Raw genomic sequence first — 21,559 nt, 5'->3', positions numbered from 1 at the left:
CAGGGGCAATATGTCCTGCAAATCCGCCCACTTTTGCCCGAAATGGGCCGAGTTGTGGGGAAAAAAGTGACGCTTCGCACCCCGTTCTTGTCGTTTGATGCCTGACGAGTCATGCGCTATACCCTAAATAATTCGAGTTTCAGGAAGGCGGCAAGAGAAGGCATCCCGATGAGCTTACTCAGGTAAGTGATTCGGGTGACTGAACGCAGCCAACGCACATGCAACTTGAAGTATGACGGGTATAAAAGCCCTATTCCTTGACCTGCGTACATTCACCCATGTTACGAACTCTGACATAATTGATACTGGCATAGGAAACGGGTTTTCGCCTATGAACGGCGCGTTGCCGGAACACGATTCTTACTGATGAAATAAATCATATTAATGAAATCAGTCGTATTGATAAAACAAGCTGTGGAGTGAAGATGGAAAGCGTTAACGCAGGTTTACTGACTCTTGAACAAGCTCTGGAAAACATGTTTTCTCAGGTTCCTTCCCTTACCGAGACAGAGCGTGTATCCCTGTTCAACGCCGCAGGACGGATTACCGCCCATGCTATCACCTCACCGATTAACGTCCCGCCTTTCGCCAATTCCGCGATGGATGGCTATGCCGTACGCTGCGCCGATTTGTCCGCTTCAACAGCGCTGCCGCTGGCTGGAAAAGCCTTCGCGGGCGCGCCCTTCACCGGTGAATGGCCTGCCGGAACCTGCATTCGCATCATGACCGGCGCGCCGATTCCCGCAGGCGCCGACGCCGTCATCATGCAGGAACAGGCTGACGTCAGCGAGGACGGCATCCGCTTTCCGCATGAGGTAAAACCCGGCCAGAATATTCGTCTGGCGGGAGAAGATATTCAGGCTGGCGCCAGCGTGTTACCCGCAGGCTGCAAGCTTGGCGTAGCGGAGCTGCCGCTGCTGGCGTCACTGGGGATTGCGCAGATTGACGTGGTGCGCCGCCTGAAAGTCGCGGTGTTTTCAACCGGTGATGAACTGCAACCCGTCGGCGAACCGCTGGCAGACGGTCAGATTTATGACACTAACCGTTTTGCCGTCCGTTTGATGCTGGAACAGCTGGGCTGCGAGGTACATGACCTTGGGATCATCCGCGACGATCCGGCTGCGCTACGTGCCACGTTCCATGAGGCTGACCAGCTTGCCGATCTGGTGATTAGCAGCGGCGGTGTTTCCGTTGGCGAGGCGGATTACACCAAGCAAATGCTGGATGAGCTGGGCGATATCCATTTCTGGAAGCTGGCGATCAAACCCGGTAAGCCCTTCGCCTTTGGCAAGCTGCAACACGCCTGGTTCTGCGGCCTGCCGGGGAATCCGGTTTCTGCTGCGCTGACGTTCTATCAACTGGTTCAGCCGCTGCTGGCTCGTCTGTCTGGCTATACGCAATGGTGCCTGCCGCCACGGGTTCGCGTCAAAACCACCAGCACACTGAAAAAGACGCCGGGGCGCACCGATTTCCAACGCGGTATTATCAGCCGTAACGCGCAGGGTGAACTAGAAGTGAGAACCACCGGGCATCAGGGTTCACACGTTTTCAGCTCGTTCAGCCTCGGGAATTGCTTCATTGTGCTTGAACAAGATCGCGGTCGTGTTGCCGCTGGCGAATGGGTCGAAATCGAGCCCTTCAACGCGCTGCTGGGGCACTGAGTATGTTGCCGGAGCTGAGCGATGAAGAGATGCTGCGCTACAATCGACAGATTGTGCTGCGCGGCTTTGATTTTGACGGACAGGAAAAACTGAAAGCTTCGCGCCTGCTGATTGTCGGGCTGGGTGGGCTAGGCTGTGCCGCCGCGCAGTATCTGGCCGCGGCGGGCGTTGGTCACTTGACGCTGCTGGATTTTGATACCGTCTCTCTGTCTAACCTGCAACGTCAGGTTCTGCATCGCGATGCCCGTATCGGCATGGCGAAGGTGGAATCTGCGCGCCTGACATTATCCGACATGAATCCCCATCTTTCGCTCGATACGATTGATGGCGATCTTGATGACGAGGCGTTGAAGGCGCTGGTCAGCCAACACGATGCCGTGTTGGACTGTACCGACAATGTCGCCATTCGCAACCGTCTAAACCGCATTGGCTTTCAGCTCAAGAAGCCGCTGATTTCCGGGGCCGCAATTCGAATGGAAGGCCAAATCAGCGTCTTTACCTATCAACCCGATGAACCTTGCTATCATTGTCTCAGCCGCCTGTTCGGTGCCAATGCGCTGACCTGCGTCGAAGCTGGCGTAATGTCGCCGCTGGTGGGCACCATCGGAAGCTTGCAGGCGATGGAGGCCATTAAGCTGCTGACCGGTTACGGCAGACTAGCGACAGGTCGCCTGCTGATGTTCGATGCGATGACGCTACAATTTCGCGAAATGATGCTGCCGAAAAACCCACACTGTGACGTCTGCGGCGGATCAGGCTGAAAAAGGAAAGATTGGCATCCGGCACGATAAGCCATTGAATACGGCGAAAATCAGTGACACCTTATCAAGGCAAATCATCACGTAAACTGAGGAACACACCATGAGTAATGCTTTTTTGCAGTCAATCAAGGCCCGTCGTTCAATCTATGCCATCGGTAATAAATTACCGATATCAGAAGATCAGGTTACCGCCCTCATTACCGAAGCCGTTAATGAAAGCCCCTCCTCTTTTAATTCACAAAGCTCACGCGTTGTGATTCTGTTCGGCGAACAGCATCATAAAGTGTGGGATATTGTTAAGCAGCAGTTGAAGAAAATTGTACCGGCGGACGCCTTTGCCGCAACAGAAAATAAACTGGCTTCCTTTGCCGCTGGCGCAGGTACTGTCCTGTTCTTTGAAGACACCGCCGTGATTGAAGCGCTACAGGAAAAATTCGCGCTTTATGCCGATAACTTCCCCGTCTGGTCTGAACATTCAACCGGTATTGCTCAGTTTGCCGTGTGGTCTACGCTGGCGCAGGAAAAAATTGGCGCCTCACTCCAGCACTACAATCCGCTGATTGACGATGATGTTAAAGCACAGTGGAACCTGCCAGCCAGTTGGAAACTGCGTGCTCAAATGCCATTCGGCTCAATCGAGCAGCCAGCCGGTGAGAAAACCTATATTTCCTTTGAAGAGCGTTTCCGCGTATTTAAATAATTCGCTGAAGCCCCCTTTATACCCTAAATAATTCGAGTTGCAGGAAGGCGGCAAGCGAGGGAATCCCGATGAGCTTACTCAGGTAAGTGATTCGGGTGACTGAACGTAGCCAACGCACATGCGGCTTGAAGTATGACGGATATATCAATAAACAGGGACATCGCACGGTGTCCCTGTTTATTTTAGTTCAGGTTCTAATCTGGCACTGGTGGCGCAAAAACCTGAATCGCCTTTTCTCTGATCCCAAATACCGCTGGCGTTTTACCAATCAGTTCGCCGTCGGCATTGATATCGTGCGGCTTCGAGGTATTCAACATCAGTTGTTTGGCGGAAAAAGCGCGGACTTTGCGCCAGCGACCGTGCGTTCCCCTGCGGATAAAGGGGATCAGTGCCACCATTTCCCACCAGTGAGAAACCTCCAGACTATACACATCCAGCCGACCGTCATCGGGTGCGGCACTGTCAGCTACCGCCATGCCGCCGCCGTAGAAACGCCCGTTTCCCACCGACACCTGCACGGTTCTCACCCGCTCTTTGATACCGTTATGCTCAATTTCAACGCGAAAAGGACGACTTTGCTTCAAGAGCTTAAAGGCCGCCAGCGCATAGCCCAATGTGCCCCAGCGTTTCTTGGATTTCGCCGACAGCCCGCGCGCCAGTGCCGCAGAAAACCCAATACTGGAAACGTTAAAGAACAGATGCCCGTTGACCTCACCCAAATCAACGGCGCGCCGCTGCCCGCTAGCGATAACCTGCACGGCCTGTCGTATCTCTCGGGGGATTCCCACCGTACGGGCAAAGTCATTTGCCGTCCCTAATGGCAACACGCCTAGCGGCAATCCGGTATCGACCAGGCCGGGTGCGGCAGAATTCAGCGTGCCATCGCCACCGCCGATAATCACAAAATCCACCCGATCCGCATACGTACGTATAATATCGCTGCACGAACCCGTGTCGTTTTCATCCGGTTCGACGATGCCGATCTGGCTTTGCTGTAATAATTCTTTCACATAGCGTGCTGAGGAATTGCCATTCCGCGCCTGTTTATTAATAAATAAAAGCGCTGTTGGGCCTGATTCCTTCGCTGCTGAATAATGGCTCATGGTCATCCACCCAACATCATTGATTGATGAAATCTAACCATAGGGATAATCAAACCGACAAGGGAGCTTTAACAAGCCCACAATAAAATACAAAACATTACGTTCCAGCAGCCTGCTGCTAATACTTCCACACCGGAACCACTATACTGAATCCAACAAGCCAGCAAACTCTTTAGCCAGTTGCGCTATGACGTCATTCCAGTAAAATGCCGCACCACTATTCTTAGGCGAAAACAGAGACTTATTACTTATTCACCTATCTCATCAATGATTCTCTGGGGAAACTATGTTGCAGACCGGATTCATCAATAACGCCCGCTGGTTAGACAAAACACGCGCCATCATAATACTCGGATCCATGCTGCTCGCCGCCTTTCTGGTTATCAGTTGGACCAGCTATGAAGTCGCTAAAGAATCACTGGAAGAAGAAATTGAAGAGAATACCCTGCCACTAACCAGCGATAACGTTTATTCGGAAATCCAGCAGGATTTGTTAAAGCCTATCTTTATTTCATCTCTGATGGCGCACGATACTTTTTTGCGTGACTGGGTACTAAAAAATGAAAGCGATCCGCAGGCGCTATTCCGCTATCTAAAGGAGATCGATCGCCGCTTCAACACCGTATTTTCTTTTTTCATTTCTGATAAAACCGGGCTCTATTACGACCAACAACGCATCCTAAAAACCGTCTCGGAGACATCCCCCGACGATCAATGGTATTTCCAGCACAAAGTGCTATCGGATGATATGCCCTACGTTGTCGATCTCCGTGTCGATCCTGAAAACCGCACGCGTCTAGACATCTTCATTAACCATAAAGTCATGGATTATGAAGACAATTTTATTGGCATTACCGGCGTGGGCATCCCCGTTGAGCGTGTTAAGCACCTGATTGAAAAATACGAACATCGCTATAATCGGACGATCTATTTTGTTGATAAACAAGGTAATATCACGCTACATGGAGAAAGTTACGCGCGCTCGCTAAAAATTCAAGAACAGCAGGGACTGAACCGGATCGCGACCACGATTTTAACTTCCCCCGGCGGTGCCTATGAATATCAAGCAAACGGGGAACATATTTTCCTCAACACCCGTTTACTCCCTGAATTCGGCTGGTATTTGATGGTTGAGCAAACCAGCCACCCCAGTGAAAAACGACTGTTCACCACATTGCTAAAAAATCTGGGCATCAGCACGTTTGTCAGCATCCTTTTTCTGTTTCTGCTGTGGTTGACAATTGGCGGATATCAACGCCGTCTGGAACAGATGGCGACGACCGATAAATTAACGGGCCTGATGAACCGTCAGGCATTCGATTATTTATTCCGTCGTCTCGGGACGAAAAATGCCTTACAGCATAAATCTCTCTCCATTATTTTGATTGATATTGACCACTTTAAGAAAATTAATGACAAGTACGGCCACAACGTCGGAGATATGGTTTTAAAAGAGGTTTCCGCCATCCTATCCGCCAATACCCGCTCCAGCGATCAATCCTGTCGTTGGGGAGGAGAAGAGTTCGTCATTTTGCTCGACGATTGCGATCTCAACGCCGCGCAGCAACGTGCCGAAGCCCTACGTCAGAGTATTGAAACCACGCATCTTCCCTACCGTGAAGGAAGAATTCAGGTGACAGCCAGTTGCGGCGTTGCGGAATATCGGGCGGGCGAAACACTGAACATGCTGATTAACCGCGCCGATATCGCGCTCTATCAAGCAAAACAACAAGGGCGTAATCAGGTGGTGAGTGCCGCGCAATAGCGCGCCATCAATAAAAAGGTAACGGGGAGCGCTATGTCTCCCCATTATTTCATCCGAATCGTCGAACAGGCTTTTCAGCCATCAAATGCCATCATCTTTCGTCTGCACCCAAAACGCATGCACCAACCCAGGAAAATAACCTAACAACGTCAGAATAATGTTCAGAATAAATGCCCCACCGATGCCGTTCCCCAATAACACGCCCAGCGGTGGCAGGAGAATAGTCAGTACAATACGCCAAAATCCCATATCAACCTCCGTAACGTGATGATTCCTTATGAAAGTAGTTCAGCGCACAGGATTTGTCAGTACGGAACGAGATCATTGAGAGTAATCTTTGCTGAGAGAATGGATTGCCTATCGCGACACTGACTGTAAGTTTCAGTCACCCAGCTCCCTTACCTGAGTAAGCTCATCGGGATGAAGTGAGAGACACGAATTATTTAAAGTATAGAGCACGTTAGCTCTTGCCCGAATTGCAACTATATTCTTACTTTCCATTTCTACTCGCTGAAATACCTGAATTTCAGGGGTAAATAATAAAAGTACTCACAGCCGGCCCAATAATCCCCTCATCGAATCAAAAAAACATTCAGTCTAAACGCTCTCACCTTGCTCGCTAATACATGAACATCCAGCTTAAAACCAGTCGAATATTTACTCTCATGATATTGGCATACTTTATTATTTACTCATTGATAATACTGATATATGATTCTCACCATCTGTTGTCAAATTTTTACACATCACCTAAACCAATCTATTGGGGAAAACAATGAGTGAAGCTCTTAAAGTACTAAATAATATTCGTACACTGCGTGCTCAGGCACGTGAAATTGATCTAGCGACATTGGAAGAAATGCTGGAAAAGCTAACGACTATTGTTGAAGATCGTCGTGAAGAAGAAGCCAGTGCACAACAGCAAAACTCTGAACGTCAGGCCAAAATCGAAGCCTTACGTGCCAGATTATTAGAAGATGGTATTGATCCATCAGAGTTACTTGGTGGAACATCATCCAAGTCTGTAAAATCTAAACGTGAACCTCGTCCTGCCAAATACAAATACATCGACGAAAACGGAAACGAGCAGAAATGGACAGGTCAAGGTCGGACGCCGAAGGCCATTAAAGCAGAGCTTGATAATGGCAAGAGTTTGGAAGATTTTGCTATCTGACGTAAAAGTTAATACACATATTCCAAAAACCGTTAGCAAAATTCACTGCTGACGGTTATCTAATAAATCAAAAGCATACATGTTTAAAATCCGTTTATCCACAAAACAAGATACCCAGCGTATTATGGAAATATGGTGTAAAACTGTTGATGCGACTCACCATTTTTTAGCGATAAAAAATCGCTTAGCTATGGGAAAATAACTTTCCTTATTCCTTTTGACAGTCGAACTTACGCTTGCATGTGACCCCACAGGGCGAGCAATTGGTTTTATGTATTTACATAACGGACGTATGAAGGTACTTTTTATAGTCCTAGTTATCATGGACAAGGTATAGGCAAAATGCTGAGGCATACAGCGCTTTCACCATATTCTCGATTAACTACTGATGTAAACGGGCAGAATACACTGGCTGTAGGATTTTGGCTTTGAACGTATTGGACGTTCTGAGGTTGATAGCCAGAGACACCCTTACCCACTAATCCATCTTCAATTTCGACAAAATTAACTACTGCGCCCTCTGGGGCTTGCTCAACAACTTGCCGATCTAAAAACAAGTTTTAGACCAGTTCACCACTCGGGCATGAAACATATGACTAATATTTGGATTTATTTATAACAGTGTCGATATAGGCTTGATCCTGTAGGCTTCGACTTCACTTTCATTAAGATTCGGGATATCAGGTAAAATCCCAAAAAACCTATTCCTTATCTACATAATAAATATCACACTCGAAGACTTTGACAACCTCTTTACCGATAATAATTTTCTGATGAGTATTCTCTTTTGTTGTTTCTTTTTTATCCTCTAAGAAGCATAGATGTTCCTGCACTGAAGCAATTTACGTAGATAAGACGGTCTTGTTGGTGACGTGTTCGGTTTAAACGGAGGCTATTACATCCGCTAGAACAGGTTTCCTCATGCCAACAAGGGCCTAAAGATAAATTGTTTTGAGAATGTGAGCTAGAGGAGGTAAAAGTGAATGCCCAGCAGAATACAACATGATAGAAATGAGTGGCCAGAAAAATCGACTGCCAATGGGCTACTTTATGCAGGACGAAACCAAGACAAGCACTCAATTCATTGATTTTATTAAATTAGTGGAGAAGGTAAGGAATTCCCCCAGCAGCGTTGCCCGACTCCAGTTTTCGAGACTGGTCCGTTCAGCCGCTCCGGCATCTCTCCGTTTAGCAGTTGCCATGATGCCTACTTTTACGGCATGTTAACAGCACCCGCCCTCGCCTTTAAATTCAAGTGACGACTGAACGAGCAATAACAATGATTAAATGGCCGTGGAAAAACACTCAACCTCAAGTGCAGACGCTTGAACACTGGCAAGCTGCGATTTCCATCCCACTTCTCGCACCTTTAAGCGACGAAGAGCTCCAGCAACTGGTCGCCCTTGCCGATCAGTTTCTGAAGCAAAAGCGCCTGATTCCGTTGCAGGAGTTGGTGTTGACGGACATCATGCAGCAGCGCATCGCCCTGCTGTTTTCCCTGCCGGTGCTGTCGCTGGGAATGGATGCGCTGGATGGCTTCTATGAAGTTCTGATTTACCCCGGCCCGTTTATTGTTGAGGAAGAGTGGCAGGATGACATCGGGCTGGTGCATAAGGGGAAAATGGTGCAGTCCGGCCAAAGTTGGGATCAGGGGCCGATTGTCCTCAATTGGCAGGAAGTGCAGGATTCCTTCGATCTCTCCGGTTTCAACCTCATCATTCATGAAGTTGCGCACAAGCTGGACATCCGCAGCAGCGGCGAAGCGACGGGCGTCCCCCTTATTCCACTGCGTCAGATTGCAGCGTGGGAACAGCATCTGCACGGCGCGATGGATGCCTTGCAGGAAGAAATCGATCTAGTGGGCGAAGATGCCGCCAGCATGGATCCCTACGCCGTCCACGATCCGGCAGAGTGCTTTGCGGTGCTGTCGGAATACTTCTTCAGCGCCCCCGAACTTCTCGAAGAGCGTTTCCCCGATCTATACCGCTGCTTCCAAAAGTTCTATCGGCAGGATCCGCTCGTCCGTCTAAAAAGCTGGCAAAGCAGCACCAATTACCGTGCGCCATCCATTTATTAACTCATAAAAAAACAGCGAATTGTACACAGCCTAAGCAGTCAGACGATAAAGCTGATTTTGCCGTTGACAGTACTGCGGGTGGCAGATATCATCCGCCCCGTTCACACGATTCCTCTGTAGTTCAGTCGGTAGAACGGCGGACTGTTAATCCGTATGTCACTGGTTCGAGTCCAGTCAGAGGAGCCAAATTCTTGTTTTCATGCCTCTTTGCGAATCCTTATATAATTCAGATTCAATAGGTTAGCGTGAAAAGTCTTCCCGATGGATTTTTAGTTTACCCTCCGCATCGGGAGAATTTGGTGGTCAGATTTGGGGTCAAGTTGGTTCGATGACGGAGTGACCCCCAAATGTCTCTTAACGACTCAAAAATCCGCAACTTAAAACCATCCGCTAAACCCTTCAAAGTTTCCGATTCTCATGGTCTGTATCTGCTGGTTAATCCAGGCGGTTCACGTCTCTGGTATCTCAAATATCGTATCAATAAAAAAGAATCCCGCCTCAGCCTAGGTGCTTATCCAGACGTATCTTTAGCCGACGCTCGTCAGCAGCGTGACGGTATCCGCAAGTTGCTGGCGCAGAATATCAATCCAGCACAACAGCGCTCTGCTGAAAAAACCGCTTCCTCACCAGAAAAAACCTTCAAGCATGTGGCACTGGAGTGGCATAAAAGCAACCGAACGTGGTCAGAGAACCATGCCGCCCGTCTGCTTTCCAGCATGAACAATCATATATTCCCAATAATTGGACACCTGCCAGTCACAGAACTGAAAACTCGCCACTTCATCGATCTGCTGAAAGGGATTGAGAAAAAAGGTTTGCTGGAGGTGGCGGCGCGTACCCGGCAGCACATGTGCAACATCATGCGTCATGCCGTGCATCAAGAGTTGATAGAACATAATCCGGCGGCCAATCTGGACGGGATAATCGCTCCTCCCGTTAAACGTCACTACCCTGCCCTTCCACTGGAACGACTGCCGGACCTGTTGGCTAGCATTGAGGACTACAAGCAGGGACGAGAATTAACCCGCTTGGCAGTCTCACTCACCCTGCACCTGTTCATCCGTTCCAGCGAACTGCGTTTTGCCCGCTGGGCTGAGATCGATTTCAGAAACAAAATCTGGACCATTCCAGCCACCCGCGAAGCCATCCCCGGAGTGCGTTATTCTGGGCGTGGTGCCAAAATGCGCACGCCGCATATCGTTCCCCTCTCCCGTCAGTCCATCGCTATTCTGAAACAGATACGGGAAATCTCTGGGCATCAGGAACTCATATTTCCCGGTGACCATAATCCGTATAAGCCAATGTGCGAAAACACGGTCAACAAGGCTTTGCGCCTGATGGGTTATGACACAAAAGATGAAATCTGCGGCCACGGATTCCGCGCAATGGCCTGTAGTGCCTTGATGGACTCTGGACTATGGGCGCAGGATGCAGTTGAGCGCCAAATGAGCCATCAGGAACGCAATAGCGTTAGAGCGGCTTACATCCATAAAGCAGAGTATCTCGATGCCCGTAAAGCGATGATGCAATGGTGGTCGGATTATCTGGATACCAACCGGGAAGAATATGTTGCGCCATACATTTATGCTCAACAACATAAGACGGCTGGAGCTGCCTGATCGATAACGCTCCTAAGAGCAGATCCTGATAACAGGATCTGCTTTTCAGACAGCGAGAAAATTCGGTCTCAGAAATTCACAAAACATATAAATGTCAGTAAATTGCTCAGACTGGATACGTGAATGAAGGTCTATTGCGGGGTAATCAACAACGTAGAATTAGGGTTACTTTTCTTGTAACGATGGTACTGCAAGATTAGCGTAGCGAGATCCTCATCGACAGCATAAAAATAGGCTTCCGGCACATCCAGCACCGCCGCAAATCGGCAAACCAGACCAAAATCCGGCGAACTGACTTCCCTTTCATATTGGCTTACGCGGGAACTCGACGTCTCTTCATCTAGTCCAGCGAGACAACCGAGCTCGACCTGTTTTAATCCTGCATTCACTCGGGCCAATCTTAATCGTTTACCAATCACGGCATTACCTGCTTCGCAGATTAACATTACCCGATTATCGCCGTTCCCTCCATGCCGCTCTTGAAGTCGTTCTTCGCCCAGTGAATTTAAAATTTATTTTTGGTTATTTTAAACTCAAAAATGAAGATTTAATTTATTGAGAGTAGGGATAATTAAATTTAGAAGGGTAAACGCACAGGAATTGAACACCAGACGCATTAGGCCACCAACCTTACTGAGGTGTGATGAGCAGCGCGGAGTTTGGGTTGGCTTTCTTGAAGCGGTGATACTGTAAGATCAAGGTGGCGAGATCATCATCGACAGCATAGAAATACGCTTCTGGAACATCCAGCACTGTAGCGAACCGAGAAACCAGCCCAAAATCTGGCGCACTGACTTCCCTTTCGTATTGGCTCACACGAGAGCTTGCCGTTTCCTCATCCAAACCAGCGAGGCAACCGAGCTCTATCTGCTTTAATCCCTTGTTCACTCGGGCTAGTCTTAATCGCTTACCAATCACGGTGTTATCCACGGTACTGATCAACATAGATTGATTATCGCTTCTCTCACTAAGCCCTTCTTAAAGCATTTCTTCCCTAAATAAATTTTATCTTTATTTTTGGTTGTTTTTTCACCCATAATAAAGATATAGTTTACTGGAAGAAGTAAAGTTTCAATCAAAGAGGAGGACGTATGAACATTGAACAACAGGAACAACGAATGGACTGGCATCCTGCCGATATCATTGCAGCTCTGCGTAAACGTAAGACAACGTTAGCAGCCGTATCACGTGAGGCAGGCCTTAGTTCATCAACGCTCGCAAATGCACTAAACCGCCCCTGGCCGAAAGGTGAACGACTGATCGCCGACGCACTGGGCATTCCAGCGAGTGAAATCTGGCCGAATCGCTATTTCGATTCCCAAGGGCAGCGCATTCCGCGAGAAATTCGTCATAAAAACAATTAGATCATTTGTTGGGCTTAATCGCCAACAATCAGGGAATAACATTCTGGTCTCCACTCGATTCAACCATTCCACATCATCAATTGGTTCGTTAATTACCTCGAACCAATTGATATGCCTGATTCAGGGTATTCCCCTTCTTTGTTGATACAGAGCTTTGACTGTATTGATCTGCATAAAATCGGCAACGCGTGGCATAAAAAACGACATGAGCGAGAGAGCTTTTTTGGTGATGGATTCCTAATTTAGACATTTTTTGTGACGGCCAGCGAAAAGCAATTAATAACATCACCGCTATCACAATAACCCCTCACTAATCCTATTTCTCATTTTTAGAATCCTATCTATACGTCATGGCTGCATAAGGGAACGTTAGACACCTATGCATATATCATTTTCATATAAAGGAGATGAATCATGATAATGAAAAATAGGATTTTCAATACCACGAGTGATGAATTTAACTGGATTACGATACCAGAAGCCATAGTTATCGCGACTCAGATAAGAAACTCACCGTTAACAGAAGCTGATATTTATCGCCATGCCTTATACGAAGATATCAACCTTTCAATCTACTTCCAATCGCCAGTCATCTTACGAAGAATCAAAACATCAAATGCTAAGGCAAAACTTAAGCCTATAGGCAATTATTTGATTAACCAGCTATGCATTCTCGAAAAGAACTGTTTCATCAATAACAGAAACTTAATTGTCACCACCGAGGGTAAATATGCTTACCCCACTCAACAAGTGATTGATACAACGCTCATCGGTTATGAATACGTTCTGGTTCAACGTTTATTAGCGAGATCTCTGGGTATTCCACAACCCATAATCGGAGAAAATCACGTTAACTATGGTCTTACTGTCAATATTGGCGACGATCACTTTCAAATATTTGAGAAAATCAGGTATCGTGAAAGGATAAGACAGCAAATCATGAGACTTCCTAAAAATATCGCATCACATATTACTGAAAAAATCCCATACCAGAGAACAAGGCAGTATAACCATAGAGAATATTTTCCGATTCATGATTTACCAAGGGATGCCTGTTTTGTCATCAAACATGCTGAACTTGAGAAATTAATTAACATGCCCGCCAAAAACGATACCTCTCCCCCCTCCTCAACACGTATATCCACGCCATTATCCAGACTGTTCTGGCTTGCCTGTAAAAACAATGAGTCTATCAGCCCATTAATCAGGCAACCTTATAAGCTTCTGTCCATCTTTGAACAATGGGCATCAGACGAAGGCATGACCGATCGATTCAGTGGCGATACGTTAAAAACGGCGCTTGAACGTGGTTCACCGACATCCGTTTAGGCTCCAAATTAAAATGACATTACACGCTTCAATCTAAAAACCCGTATTAAGGATTGTGGTGTCCGTAATACGGGTTCTTCAACTTTCACTCCTTTCCTCATTGTGTTTTTTTGTCATCTCCGGGCATATCCCATTTCTGCACTGGAGGTATTTATGACAGCTCATCAGTTATTACGTCTGAAACAAGTGGAAGTAAAAACCGGTCTGAAACGCTCGCAGATCTACCTGTACATGAAAGAAGGCACCTTTCCCTCTTCAATAAAGATTGGACCTGCCAGCGTAGCTTGGCTCGAATCTGAAATTGACGACTGGATTAACCTCAAATTAGCTAACCGCTTAACACGCTGAAGGGAGATACAGAATTATGTTCCCTTCACTAAATTACGCGGTATTAACAAACGCACTAGCCGCGCTCAAGGAAGGCAATTTTCGTTATTGTGAAACGTTAGGATTCACATTCGACGAATTGAATGCCCTCAATCAGCTATCTCTCGACGAACTGTTTATCGTCAGCCGGGCATCGGCGCAGTTTATGTCAATCACTGTCCGTCATGACGTTCTACAACAGATCCTGACGCTGTCCCATCAGGAAGCGCTACGCCAGCAGCAGATTAATCGGGCCATCAGATTGGGGGGATCTATTGCACTCCTTAATCATTTTTTTGGCCTCACCTCGAATGAGGTCTGCACTCGCCGCAGGTTGCTGGGTGTCACCATCCCTTATGGCCGAACGCCTATCCCAGATGAAGCCATTGATGCCGAAATTTGGCTGTCATGGAAAAAGAACCGCTCTGAAAATCTTGATACACCTGACGCACTAGAAGCCATGATGCAGGTCACTGAATCGTTGTCCTCTAGGGAAAAAGGGCCTTCCCTGACCGCCGTCTGGAACCGTATCACCCTTTGTGAGAAAGAAGCACTGAACAGGAGGACATCGCATGCCAGATGAGATCGATCGCGATCAGGAATTTAATGAGCAACGTCTGGAAGAGATGATTGAACAGAATCGTTTTAAACCAGCAACCACACCCTCATTACATTACTGTCGTTTGTGCGGTGAACCCATTCCCGAGCAGCGACGGCAAACCCTGCCGGGCGTGACAACCTGTACGGATTGCCAAACCATACTTGAACGCCGTCAGCGCTGATAATATGCAGAAAAACACGCAGAGAAATGCTCTTCTCTGCGTGTTTTTAGTATCTGAATCAATTATTGTCCATATTTTAAGCAGTAATGACTGAACAGAAAGCCGTCACATTTATTACTTATCTGTATTAGCTGAGTTGTCATAATGAACACTTTACAAACCGAATAATATCATTGGCAGCGTGAGCAGGTCATACATACCCGCAGACCTAGCGTCGGCTGACGCTGGCATGGACTCAGGCGGAGAACGGTATTGTTATTTTGTTACTGGTTTAGTAACCAATGAGAAAGAGGGTCGGAGAGTTGCATTTCACAAAGACAGGAATTAATCAGGAAGAAACTATCAACATCATTCAGGCTTCCCCGCCTGTCATCTGGAAAGCAAAAAGGCGGGGTCTCTGCTGAGGATCAGTTCCTAAACAACCAGATCATAGATTAAAAAGCGTTCGTTTTAATAACGGGAGTTATCAGCACACAGTAACTTCGTCACCCACATTCAATTGAAACCGATTTTCAGCCTGAAGATATAGCCCAAATAAGGCACCATCATAGTCATTTGCTTCATCAATATTTTCAAGTAACTCTGAATCACTTATTCCGTGAATTTTATTATGAAGCAGTGAAACGGCATTACACCTTTCAGTACGCTCAGTGACGATAAATCTGACACCGTTAATTATAATTTCCTCCACACATCCCTCAGATATACCGGCAAAATCAGGAACTATTATATTAGGCCTGAAAACCAGAGGGTTAATACTATCGCATCCTATAGCCGAAGCAAGGCTAGTCAGCGCAGCTATAGAAATAATATGCACAGGGCCCGTGTCCATAAAGCTCTGACTGTAATCGCCAGTATGATACAACCTTGCTAAAATGACGTCTTCACCAATAAGTGAACTTATATATTCTGATGCGTCAGATGACATAACTGAAACATCAACATCCCGTGACCAGATACGGATATTATTTTTCCTAGTACTAGTGACATCAAAATATTTTTCATTCTGATGGCACCTCACTGTAATTTTATTTTCATCAGATACAATCAAAACGTCCGCAATGCGAATATTATCTCTCATTGAGATGAATTTATTATCGCTCTTGCGGTAAAGGCAAAATTCCCGGTCCCCATCAATACCGGAAACTCCACCGTTGATGACTTCGGTTTTTATTCCAGCCCCGGACTTCAGAGGATAGCTAATTAACTGTTCGATTTTAATCATGGTAGCATCCTCGTGTTATAATAAAACTCCTGAGAATCGCATCCTATGGAATCAAAATTATAGGATGATTCAGTCAGATTTCGCCTTATTCTGGCACCTACAGTATAGAGGTCAGTTGCGCTTACAGATGAATGACCGAGAATAACAAACGCACACGTGTTTGTTTCATCTCCTATACGAAAATCATCAGAATCGACGTCTTTACTGCCTATCCATGCGACAATTTTTTCCTCTAATTTATAAATAAGCTCACCGGGATTGATCTTCTTCGTACGGGTCTCAAACAGGGGAACGACCGTGTCCTCATTTGAAGATAATGTGACCTCCAAATGTGCATCGTTTCTAATGTTAGATACGTCATGTCCGCCAATGCCCAGCCCATAAAAATAAGCTGCTTCATTGTAAGAGTCTACAACATTATTTATTGAGCGAAACCCTCGTTCTGAAAAGTTACTTCTTAACTTCTCACCCGCTGTACGGAAATCACTTTTACCTGTAGTAAAAGAAATTATTTCACGCATTCCGTTGTTAAACTTCTCAGTATATAGTGGCAGCGAGCCCGATACCGTTTCCGCACATTTTTTTTTAAAATCTTCACGTGACGGAGAAACGATAACACCACGTACAACAAGTAAAAGAGCATGCGTCACACCTGCATTAGCAGCGCGTTCATCAATCGTAAAATACATATCATCCAGCCATGAAGTTTTTATAAAGCAAAATAAGTCCGATTAAGACCAGAGCGGCACCTGACACGTAATTAAGCGCAATGGTCATTTTTTGATTACGTTGTGACATTTTCGCAAGCAACCCCCCAGTTAATCCCGCCACCATATCCACAGGCAAGGCAGTGGCTGGTACGATCAGCGAAACGATGAGCGCTTCAACTGGCGTGTAACCTCCTGAGAGGATAAGTCCAGGCAGAATGGACAGATAAAAAAGAATGGTCTTTGGATTGAGAAACTCTACGGATACAGCCTGAAAATAAAGTCGCATCAGGCTATTTTTTTTGGGTTTGCTTTCCTCAGAAGAACCGAAATTCCCCGTGTCTCTGGCTGATTTGATAGAATCATAGCCGAGATACAGTATATAAACGCCGCCTACAAGCGCGACCGCATTAGCCACCATTGCGCTCTGGGCAACAATGGCCGTGATGCCTAAGCCCGCGAGCACAGCATGAATAGAACTGCCCGTAGCAAGACCCAGAGCTGAAGCAGCACCTGCCGCTTTTCCCTGACTCATCCCCCTTGCGCTGACAAACAGCAGTGAAGGACCTGGACTCAGGTTCAGAAGTAAGGCGGCAAGCGCGAATGCAAGAAGACTACTGTGTTCCATATTCATCCTATAACAAGTGAAGTTAATGCTTGTGAATTACACGTAAGGAGATGCATTTCCTTGATCATGCTATTTTCTGCCTGAGGTGATAGCTCTACACAGGCTCCAGACATAATTCTTTTTCTGCATTTCATACAGATTCCTGCTCTGCACATATATTTTAACTCAATACCTTTGCTCAGAGCGTTATCCAGAATTGAGCCCTCATTTCCCGGTGAGAAACCATCAGGATTATGGGTTATCAATATTTCATCCGGAACATATTTAACCAGGTAGGCTTTACTGGATTTAACCGTTGTTTCTTGGAATACAATTTCTTTGAATCTAGTGTTACGAACCTGAAGATGGTTTACCTTTGAAAAGAGATAATCGCCTGTAATAAGAAACTCTGCGAACCCAGTAAACTTCAAAGCAACCGAAAGAGCCATGAGTAACCCGTCCTCACTCCATCTATCTTCCAGATAAATCAAATCTCGCAGATAACAAAGCTCGAACAGGTTCACTAGTTCTATTTTTAAGAGCTGTAGCTCACCGTGTTTAAATATTATTTCAAATACAGCGCAATCCTCATCATATTGATAAGGATCGTACCGTGAGACTTCCATTTTTAATACTTCAGGCTTATCGCCTGAAGTATTGATTGCTCCCTTTATGAGCAATGTATTAAAGCTCATGTTTCCGCATGCCTCCAGGGCCAGGAATGGAAATTAAACGTAGCTCTCAGAACTGCCCTGGCGACGAACGTCCAGCGAGCAGCAGTGGAATCCCCCACCCACGGTTCTTCCGTGTCTGAAGGAAGCTGGTATTATTTCCATTCCGCAGCGGTCTAGAAGTTCTGCAAGCTTGTGCTGATTTTTTTCAACAATCACTGTTTTTTCATCAATAGAGAGTACGTTCATTGAAATCCACACTGAAGCCCGGGCCCAGTCAAAAGCATGGCCAATATCAACTGGTTCATTGAAGAACACGAGTTCCCAGTTACGCAACTGTTGAGGAATATCTGCAGCCTTCATTCGAGAACCATTGACAAGAGCAAGACCCGGACGCAGCAACTGAAGCGTTGTACCTACGTGGTCACTGCAGATGGACATAGGGTAAAAATTGAATTTATCTCCGAATGTCCTCTCCAACCATTCAAACCCTGCTCTGTTACCGCTATTACTGATGTTGAAGAACACATCTTTACCACAACGCAGTATGTTGGCGGCATCAAAGAGGGGATCGTTTTCTGCAAGATACGGCACAGCATCGTCCCAGAGGTAAGTGTCATCAGTCAGGACAGGTCTAGGCGCAGAAAGCCACTTTCCCCCTTTAGAAAAGTAATCGCGAGCAATTTTCCTGAATGACTGGCTTTCAAAATAACGATTACGGGAAGGCATCGGTGCTTCAATAAGTGTATCGCCCAGAACGAGAAGGCAATCTCGCGGCATAAGTGCGTGCGACTGCTGAGATTTCCAGTGCGGGCTGACGCATTCAGCATCCAGTTTAATGGCCTCAGGACGGCGTACCGTTACCCCAAATCTCTGAAGAATAGAAGTAAGTTCCTGGAAATCCTCTTCCATTTCCTGCTTTACTTTTGCAATAACGAATTCAGCATTTTTTTCCTGACGGAAATCATCTTGAAGATCGAAGAAATGACGGGATGAAATATCAAGGTCTGGGAGTGTCAGATTTTCGGGGCTGCCAAGAATAATTTCCTCAAGCTTTCCCCAGTCACTATAGCTGTTGATGATGCTCATTTTACGTCCTGTTGTTTGGTGAATCCAAGTGCGAATGATTGCCCGGTTGGCATTACTTCGAGAATATTAATATTCACATTTTTCGGAAGAGAAAACGTCCAGAAGACGGTTTCAGCAATATTTTCAGGTGTGAGATAAGTTTTATTTTCATATAACGAGTCGGCTTTTTTGATATCTCCTTTGAATCTGACCAACGCGAATTCAGTCTTAGATAATCCCGGAGCAATACAACTTACCCGAACGTTTGTCCCTTCAAGATCGGTCTTCAGATTTAAGCTAAAATTCTGTACGAATGATTTTGTCGCCCCATATACATTGCTTCCCATATAAGGGTAGCTGGCAGCTACAGAGCCCATATTTATAACGTGCCCCTCATTGCGAGCTATGAATCGGGCAATCACCAGCTTGGTGATATGAATAAGTCCAATAATATTCGTGTTAATCATAGTTTCCCAATCGTCCATATCATTTACCTGAGATGGACCAAAACCAAGCGATAAGCCCGCATTGTTTACCAGGACCGTAACATTACTGAATTCTTCCGGCAAATTACTGAGCACCTCATCAACAGATTCTTTATCGGTAATATCCACTATCGCAGGTAGCACCCGCCCGGGAAATTGATTACTGAGCATATGTAATTTATCAGCGCGACGCGCCAGAGCTATAACGTTATAGCCTTCCTGCAAAAATCGTATAGCGATAGCCTCACCAAAGCCCGAAGAGGCTCCGGTAATAATTACAGTTTCCATTGTTTTAACCTTAGATGATTTTCAGTTCTTTTTACTAAACGGGCATGTCCAATCTGAGGCAGTGGCATTCCCTGCATATTGTCTTGCTTCGCTCTCATCCCCGAAGTTACTCAGATTAGGATTGAGGTCACCCTGAATATTGATTTCTCGTCGGCGGATTTCGGCCTGCATTTTTTCAAACATTCCTAACTGCTTCAGGTGACGAAACTGTCTATGTGCATTGAATACTAGAGCCGGAAAGGGAGAACGACGACTTTCACGGGATGAGAGTGGGTGTAACCCAACGACAAAAAATGGTTCATTTACCAAAGAGAAGCCAAATTCAGGAGAAGTAGGATCAGAAGAACACTCATCACTCCATGAAAAACCAGCCTTTCTGTCATAAGTATGCATCTCTGCAAGGGTGATCCAAACAAAGGATTCAAATGAAGTTTCGTCAGCAAATTCTTTGTCACTGAAGGTGAGTACAAAGGTGCTGTTGGTCATGCTGATATCTTCGCGCTGAGAACAGAACTGCCGGAGAAATCCGTAGGCGTCACCCAACGTAAGCTTACTCTCTCCACTGCAGTCTCTGTGTATCAATGTTTCCATCGCTGCAGCTGTTTTAGCGCCGATGCAGGCAAAGTGTTTAGAACCCACATACTTAATGAATTCTTTTAGAACTACGGGGCTATTAGTAACTTCCATCGAATCCGCTGACATACTTCTTCCTGAATGATAAATCGGTTTTTATGCATAAAAATCTATAATCGAAGACATTATAAGTCAATAACAGTTTAGATAAAATCCATTAACAAAAATTCAAAAACCAAAAAAACGTTAACTATCAAATAGTAATCATGATTATCATTGCAATTACATCGACATTCATCAATATCCTATTAATAACTTAAGTTATTATATTGTTTGAGTGAATTTTTATGCTAATTATTTTCTTCACTTCACTGGGTAAGTCCAAAAATTTACAACAGTATTTCTTATTAATATTGTCGTTTCCGAATTTTTTGCGTTGACGAGTACCAGGAAGAGATATTGAGAGGCTTTGTTGTAGAATTATGAGCAGTAACGGTATACCTGTTTTTATTATCTGCCAGAATGCCAACCAAAACAGGGGGAGAGTGGCAGCATCATACAACTAAAACTAAATAACTTTGCATATTTCCACTCCATTCTGGTGAATGGTTTGTGGCATAAAACGTCAGGGATGTTTCATCTAAAAACGGCCGCCAGATGGTGCTTAGCTGTTAATATTGTTCATTTTCCAAACAACTCCTGATGCTCATACAACCTTCTACTATTATGCGATAATGGAATGGACACCTCCCCCTTAATTGGCTTTAATGAGCCACATACTGTAAGTACAAAACAACTGAAAAATAAAGAGATGTCCGATGGAAAAAATTATCGTAATTGCTCTGGCATAGTGTGTCATTCAAGTGTGTGTAGCTTCTGTTTCAAGGTAGACGCATATCAATAAGATTATTTCACAGGATAATCGCCCCGTGTTCATTGTGCTGTAACCACCTCCTCTAATAATGATAAACCCTACGGAAGCACTAATTTACTGACAAAAAATAATTTAATATTATTTCCCAGATGAAAGCCATCTTCTGAAGTTACTTTATTTCGGCCTGATGAATGCACAGAAGAAATGGACAGTGTCCTTCCAGAGCTGAAATTTGATCTTGTTGCAGTTAATCATTTATTTTGAAGTGCGACTGAACAATATGATAAGGCTGTATTATTTTTATACATGGCACAGAATTCTGAACACTCCCCACCAGATTACCATCCTTATCCTGTTGAT

23 protein-coding genes, 2 tRNA genes and 1 pseudogene are annotated in these 21,559 nt (G+C 45.7%); 14 read left to right on the top strand and 12 right to left on the bottom strand.

What is annotated here, in order from left to right; all coding sequences use genetic code 11:
• Nucleotides 1-425: 425 nt before the first annotated feature.
• From moeA to LOZ86_RS08445, 3 genes are all read left to right on the top strand, one after another.
• Nucleotides 426-1,661, top strand: coding sequence for a molybdopterin molybdotransferase MoeA (moeA, locus tag LOZ86_RS08455; protein ID WP_039480111.1), 1,236 nt, complete (start codon nt 426-428; stop codon nt 1,659-1,661).
• Between the two features lie 2 nt (nt 1,662-1,663).
• The gene (gene moeB / locus LOZ86_RS08450; protein ID WP_039480109.1) at nt 1,664-2,422 is read left to right on the top strand and encodes a molybdopterin-synthase adenylyltransferase MoeB; all 759 of its coding nucleotides are present in this window, start codon (nt 1,664-1,666) and stop codon (nt 2,420-2,422) included.
• A gap of 100 nt (nt 2,423-2,522) precedes the next feature.
• Nucleotides 2,523-3,122, top strand: coding sequence for a nitroreductase family protein (locus tag LOZ86_RS08445; protein WP_039480107.1), 600 nt, complete (start codon nt 2,523-2,525; stop codon nt 3,120-3,122).
• A gap of 194 nt (nt 3,123-3,316) precedes the next feature.
• On the opposite strand, the gene LOZ86_RS08440 is transcribed toward LOZ86_RS08445, so the two are convergent.
• Nucleotides 3,317-4,231, bottom strand: a complete 915-nt coding sequence (locus LOZ86_RS08440) for a lipid kinase (RefSeq protein WP_039480106.1) — start codon at nt 4,229-4,231, stop codon at nt 3,317-3,319.
• Between the two features lie 283 nt (nt 4,232-4,514).
• Between LOZ86_RS08440 and LOZ86_RS08435 the strand changes: the two genes are divergently transcribed.
• Nucleotides 4,515-5,990: a sensor domain-containing diguanylate cyclase gene (locus LOZ86_RS08435; RefSeq protein WP_230243155.1), complete on the top strand. Its 1,476-nt coding sequence runs from the start codon at nt 4,515-4,517 to the stop codon at nt 5,988-5,990.
• Between the two features lie 81 nt (nt 5,991-6,071).
• On the opposite strand, the gene LOZ86_RS08430 is transcribed toward LOZ86_RS08435, so the two are convergent.
• Entirely contained in the window at nt 6,072-6,239 is a 168-nt protein-coding gene (locus LOZ86_RS08430) for a YqaE/Pmp3 family membrane protein (RefSeq protein WP_039480104.1), read from the bottom strand.
• A 526-nt stretch (nt 6,240-6,765) separates the two neighbouring features.
• Here LOZ86_RS08430 and LOZ86_RS08425 point away from each other — a divergent pair.
• Complete coding sequence (locus LOZ86_RS08425; protein ID WP_039480102.1) at nt 6,766-7,164, top strand: H-NS family histone-like protein; 399 nt, start codon at nt 6,766-6,768, stop codon at nt 7,162-7,164.
• A gap of 1,102 nt (nt 7,165-8,266) precedes the next feature.
• On the opposite strand, the gene LOZ86_RS08420 is transcribed toward LOZ86_RS08425, so the two are convergent.
• Nucleotides 8,267-8,350: transfer RNA gene (locus tag LOZ86_RS08420), tRNA-Ser, on the bottom strand.
• A gap of 93 nt (nt 8,351-8,443) precedes the next feature.
• Between LOZ86_RS08420 and mtfA the strand changes: the two genes are divergently transcribed.
• From mtfA to LOZ86_RS08405, 3 genes are all read left to right on the top strand, one after another.
• A complete protein-coding gene (gene mtfA / locus LOZ86_RS08415) occupies nt 8,444-9,241 on the top strand; it encodes a DgsA anti-repressor MtfA (RefSeq protein ID WP_039480098.1) in 798 nt (265 codons plus the stop codon).
• 110 nt (nt 9,242-9,351) lie between these two features.
• Nucleotides 9,352-9,427: transfer RNA gene (locus LOZ86_RS08410), tRNA-Asn, on the top strand.
• Nucleotides 9,428-9,588: 161 nt separating this feature from the next.
• Entirely contained in the window at nt 9,589-10,860 is a 1,272-nt protein-coding gene (locus tag LOZ86_RS08405) for a tyrosine-type recombinase/integrase (RefSeq protein WP_230243070.1), read from the top strand.
• Between the two features lie 131 nt (nt 10,861-10,991).
• On the opposite strand, the gene LOZ86_RS08400 is transcribed toward LOZ86_RS08405, so the two are convergent.
• Nucleotides 10,992-11,306, bottom strand: coding sequence for a helix-turn-helix domain-containing protein (locus LOZ86_RS08400; protein ID WP_025918867.1), 315 nt, complete (start codon nt 11,304-11,306; stop codon nt 10,992-10,994).
• A 184-nt stretch (nt 11,307-11,490) separates the two neighbouring features.
• Nucleotides 11,491-11,805 (bottom strand): helix-turn-helix domain-containing protein, encoded by a 315-nt coding sequence (locus tag LOZ86_RS08395; RefSeq protein ID WP_039513758.1) that lies wholly within the window; start codon nt 11,803-11,805, stop codon nt 11,491-11,493.
• A gap of 146 nt (nt 11,806-11,951) precedes the next feature.
• Here LOZ86_RS08395 and LOZ86_RS08390 point away from each other — a divergent pair, with 146 nt between their 5' ends.
• The 5 genes from LOZ86_RS08390 to LOZ86_RS08370 all read left to right on the top strand — a co-directional run bounded on the left by LOZ86_RS08390 (nt 11,952) and on the right by LOZ86_RS08370 (nt 14,701).
• Nucleotides 11,952-12,224, top strand: a complete 273-nt coding sequence (locus LOZ86_RS08390; RefSeq protein ID WP_014699383.1) for a helix-turn-helix domain-containing protein — start codon at nt 11,952-11,954, stop codon at nt 12,222-12,224.
• Between the two features lie 414 nt (nt 12,225-12,638).
• Nucleotides 12,639-13,553 (top strand): hypothetical protein, encoded by a 915-nt coding sequence (locus LOZ86_RS08385; RefSeq protein ID WP_230243069.1) that lies wholly within the window; start codon nt 12,639-12,641, stop codon nt 13,551-13,553.
• Between the two features lie 153 nt (nt 13,554-13,706).
• Complete coding sequence (locus tag LOZ86_RS08380; RefSeq protein WP_024108950.1) at nt 13,707-13,901, top strand: AlpA family transcriptional regulator; 195 nt, start codon at nt 13,707-13,709, stop codon at nt 13,899-13,901.
• Nucleotides 13,902-13,917: 16 nt separating this feature from the next.
• Nucleotides 13,918-14,502, top strand: a complete 585-nt coding sequence (locus LOZ86_RS08375; protein ID WP_039513756.1) for a DUF2857 domain-containing protein — start codon at nt 13,918-13,920, stop codon at nt 14,500-14,502.
• Nucleotides 14,492-14,701: a TraR/DksA family transcriptional regulator gene (locus LOZ86_RS08370; protein WP_039513753.1), complete on the top strand. Its 210-nt coding sequence runs from the start codon at nt 14,492-14,494 to the stop codon at nt 14,699-14,701. The genes LOZ86_RS08375 and LOZ86_RS08370 overlap by 11 nt, the downstream gene beginning before the upstream one ends.
• 466 nt (nt 14,702-15,167) lie before the next feature.
• On the opposite strand, the gene LOZ86_RS08365 is transcribed toward LOZ86_RS08370, so the two are convergent.
• From LOZ86_RS08365 to gntA, 7 genes are read right to left on the bottom strand one after another with little or no spacing between them, the layout of a single operon-like run.
• Nucleotides 15,168-15,926 (bottom strand): MOSC domain-containing protein, encoded by a 759-nt coding sequence (locus LOZ86_RS08365; RefSeq protein WP_039513750.1) that lies wholly within the window; start codon nt 15,924-15,926, stop codon nt 15,168-15,170.
• The gene (locus tag LOZ86_RS08360; protein ID WP_039513747.1) at nt 15,923-16,615 is read right to left on the bottom strand and encodes a phenylalanine--tRNA ligase beta subunit-related protein; all 693 of its coding nucleotides are present in this window, start codon (nt 16,613-16,615) and stop codon (nt 15,923-15,925) included. Before LOZ86_RS08360 ends, LOZ86_RS08365 begins: the two co-directional genes overlap by 4 nt.
• Before the next feature lies 1 nt (nt 16,616).
• On the bottom strand, nt 16,617-17,261 hold the full coding sequence (locus LOZ86_RS08355) for a LysE family translocator (RefSeq protein ID WP_039513744.1): 645 nt from the start codon (nt 17,259-17,261) through the stop codon (nt 16,617-16,619).
• Between the two features lie 2 nt (nt 17,262-17,263).
• Nucleotides 17,264-17,935, bottom strand: coding sequence for a 2Fe-2S iron-sulfur cluster-binding protein (locus tag LOZ86_RS08350; protein ID WP_039513742.1), 672 nt, complete (start codon nt 17,933-17,935; stop codon nt 17,264-17,266).
• A 33-nt stretch (nt 17,936-17,968) separates the two neighbouring features.
• Entirely contained in the window at nt 17,969-19,000 is a 1,032-nt protein-coding gene (locus tag LOZ86_RS08345) for a hypothetical protein (RefSeq protein WP_039513740.1), read from the bottom strand.
• Nucleotides 18,997-19,752 (bottom strand): SDR family NAD(P)-dependent oxidoreductase, encoded by a 756-nt coding sequence (locus LOZ86_RS08340; RefSeq protein WP_039513738.1) that lies wholly within the window; start codon nt 19,750-19,752, stop codon nt 18,997-18,999. Before LOZ86_RS08340 ends, LOZ86_RS08345 begins: the two co-directional genes overlap by 4 nt.
• A 21-nt stretch (nt 19,753-19,773) precedes the next feature.
• Nucleotides 19,774-20,454, bottom strand: a complete 681-nt coding sequence (gene gntA / locus LOZ86_RS08335; protein WP_052237791.1) for a guanitoxin biosynthesis heme-dependent pre-guanitoxin N-hydroxylase GntA — start codon at nt 20,452-20,454, stop codon at nt 19,774-19,776.
• 887 nt (nt 20,455-21,341) lie between these two features.
• On the opposite strand from gntA, the pseudogene LOZ86_RS21400 reads away from it, so the two are divergent.
• Nucleotides 21,342-21,491, top strand: a pseudogene (locus tag LOZ86_RS21400) (IS256 family transposase); the annotation flags it as partial.
• Nucleotides 21,492-21,559: the final 68 nt, after the last annotated feature.

Source organism: Pectobacterium parvum, from assembly GCF_020971565.1.
GTDB lineage: Bacteria > Pseudomonadota > Gammaproteobacteria > Enterobacterales > Enterobacteriaceae > Pectobacterium > Pectobacterium polare.
Note: the sequence above shows the minus strand (reverse complement) of the source record. Positions and strands in the feature narration are given on the sequence as shown.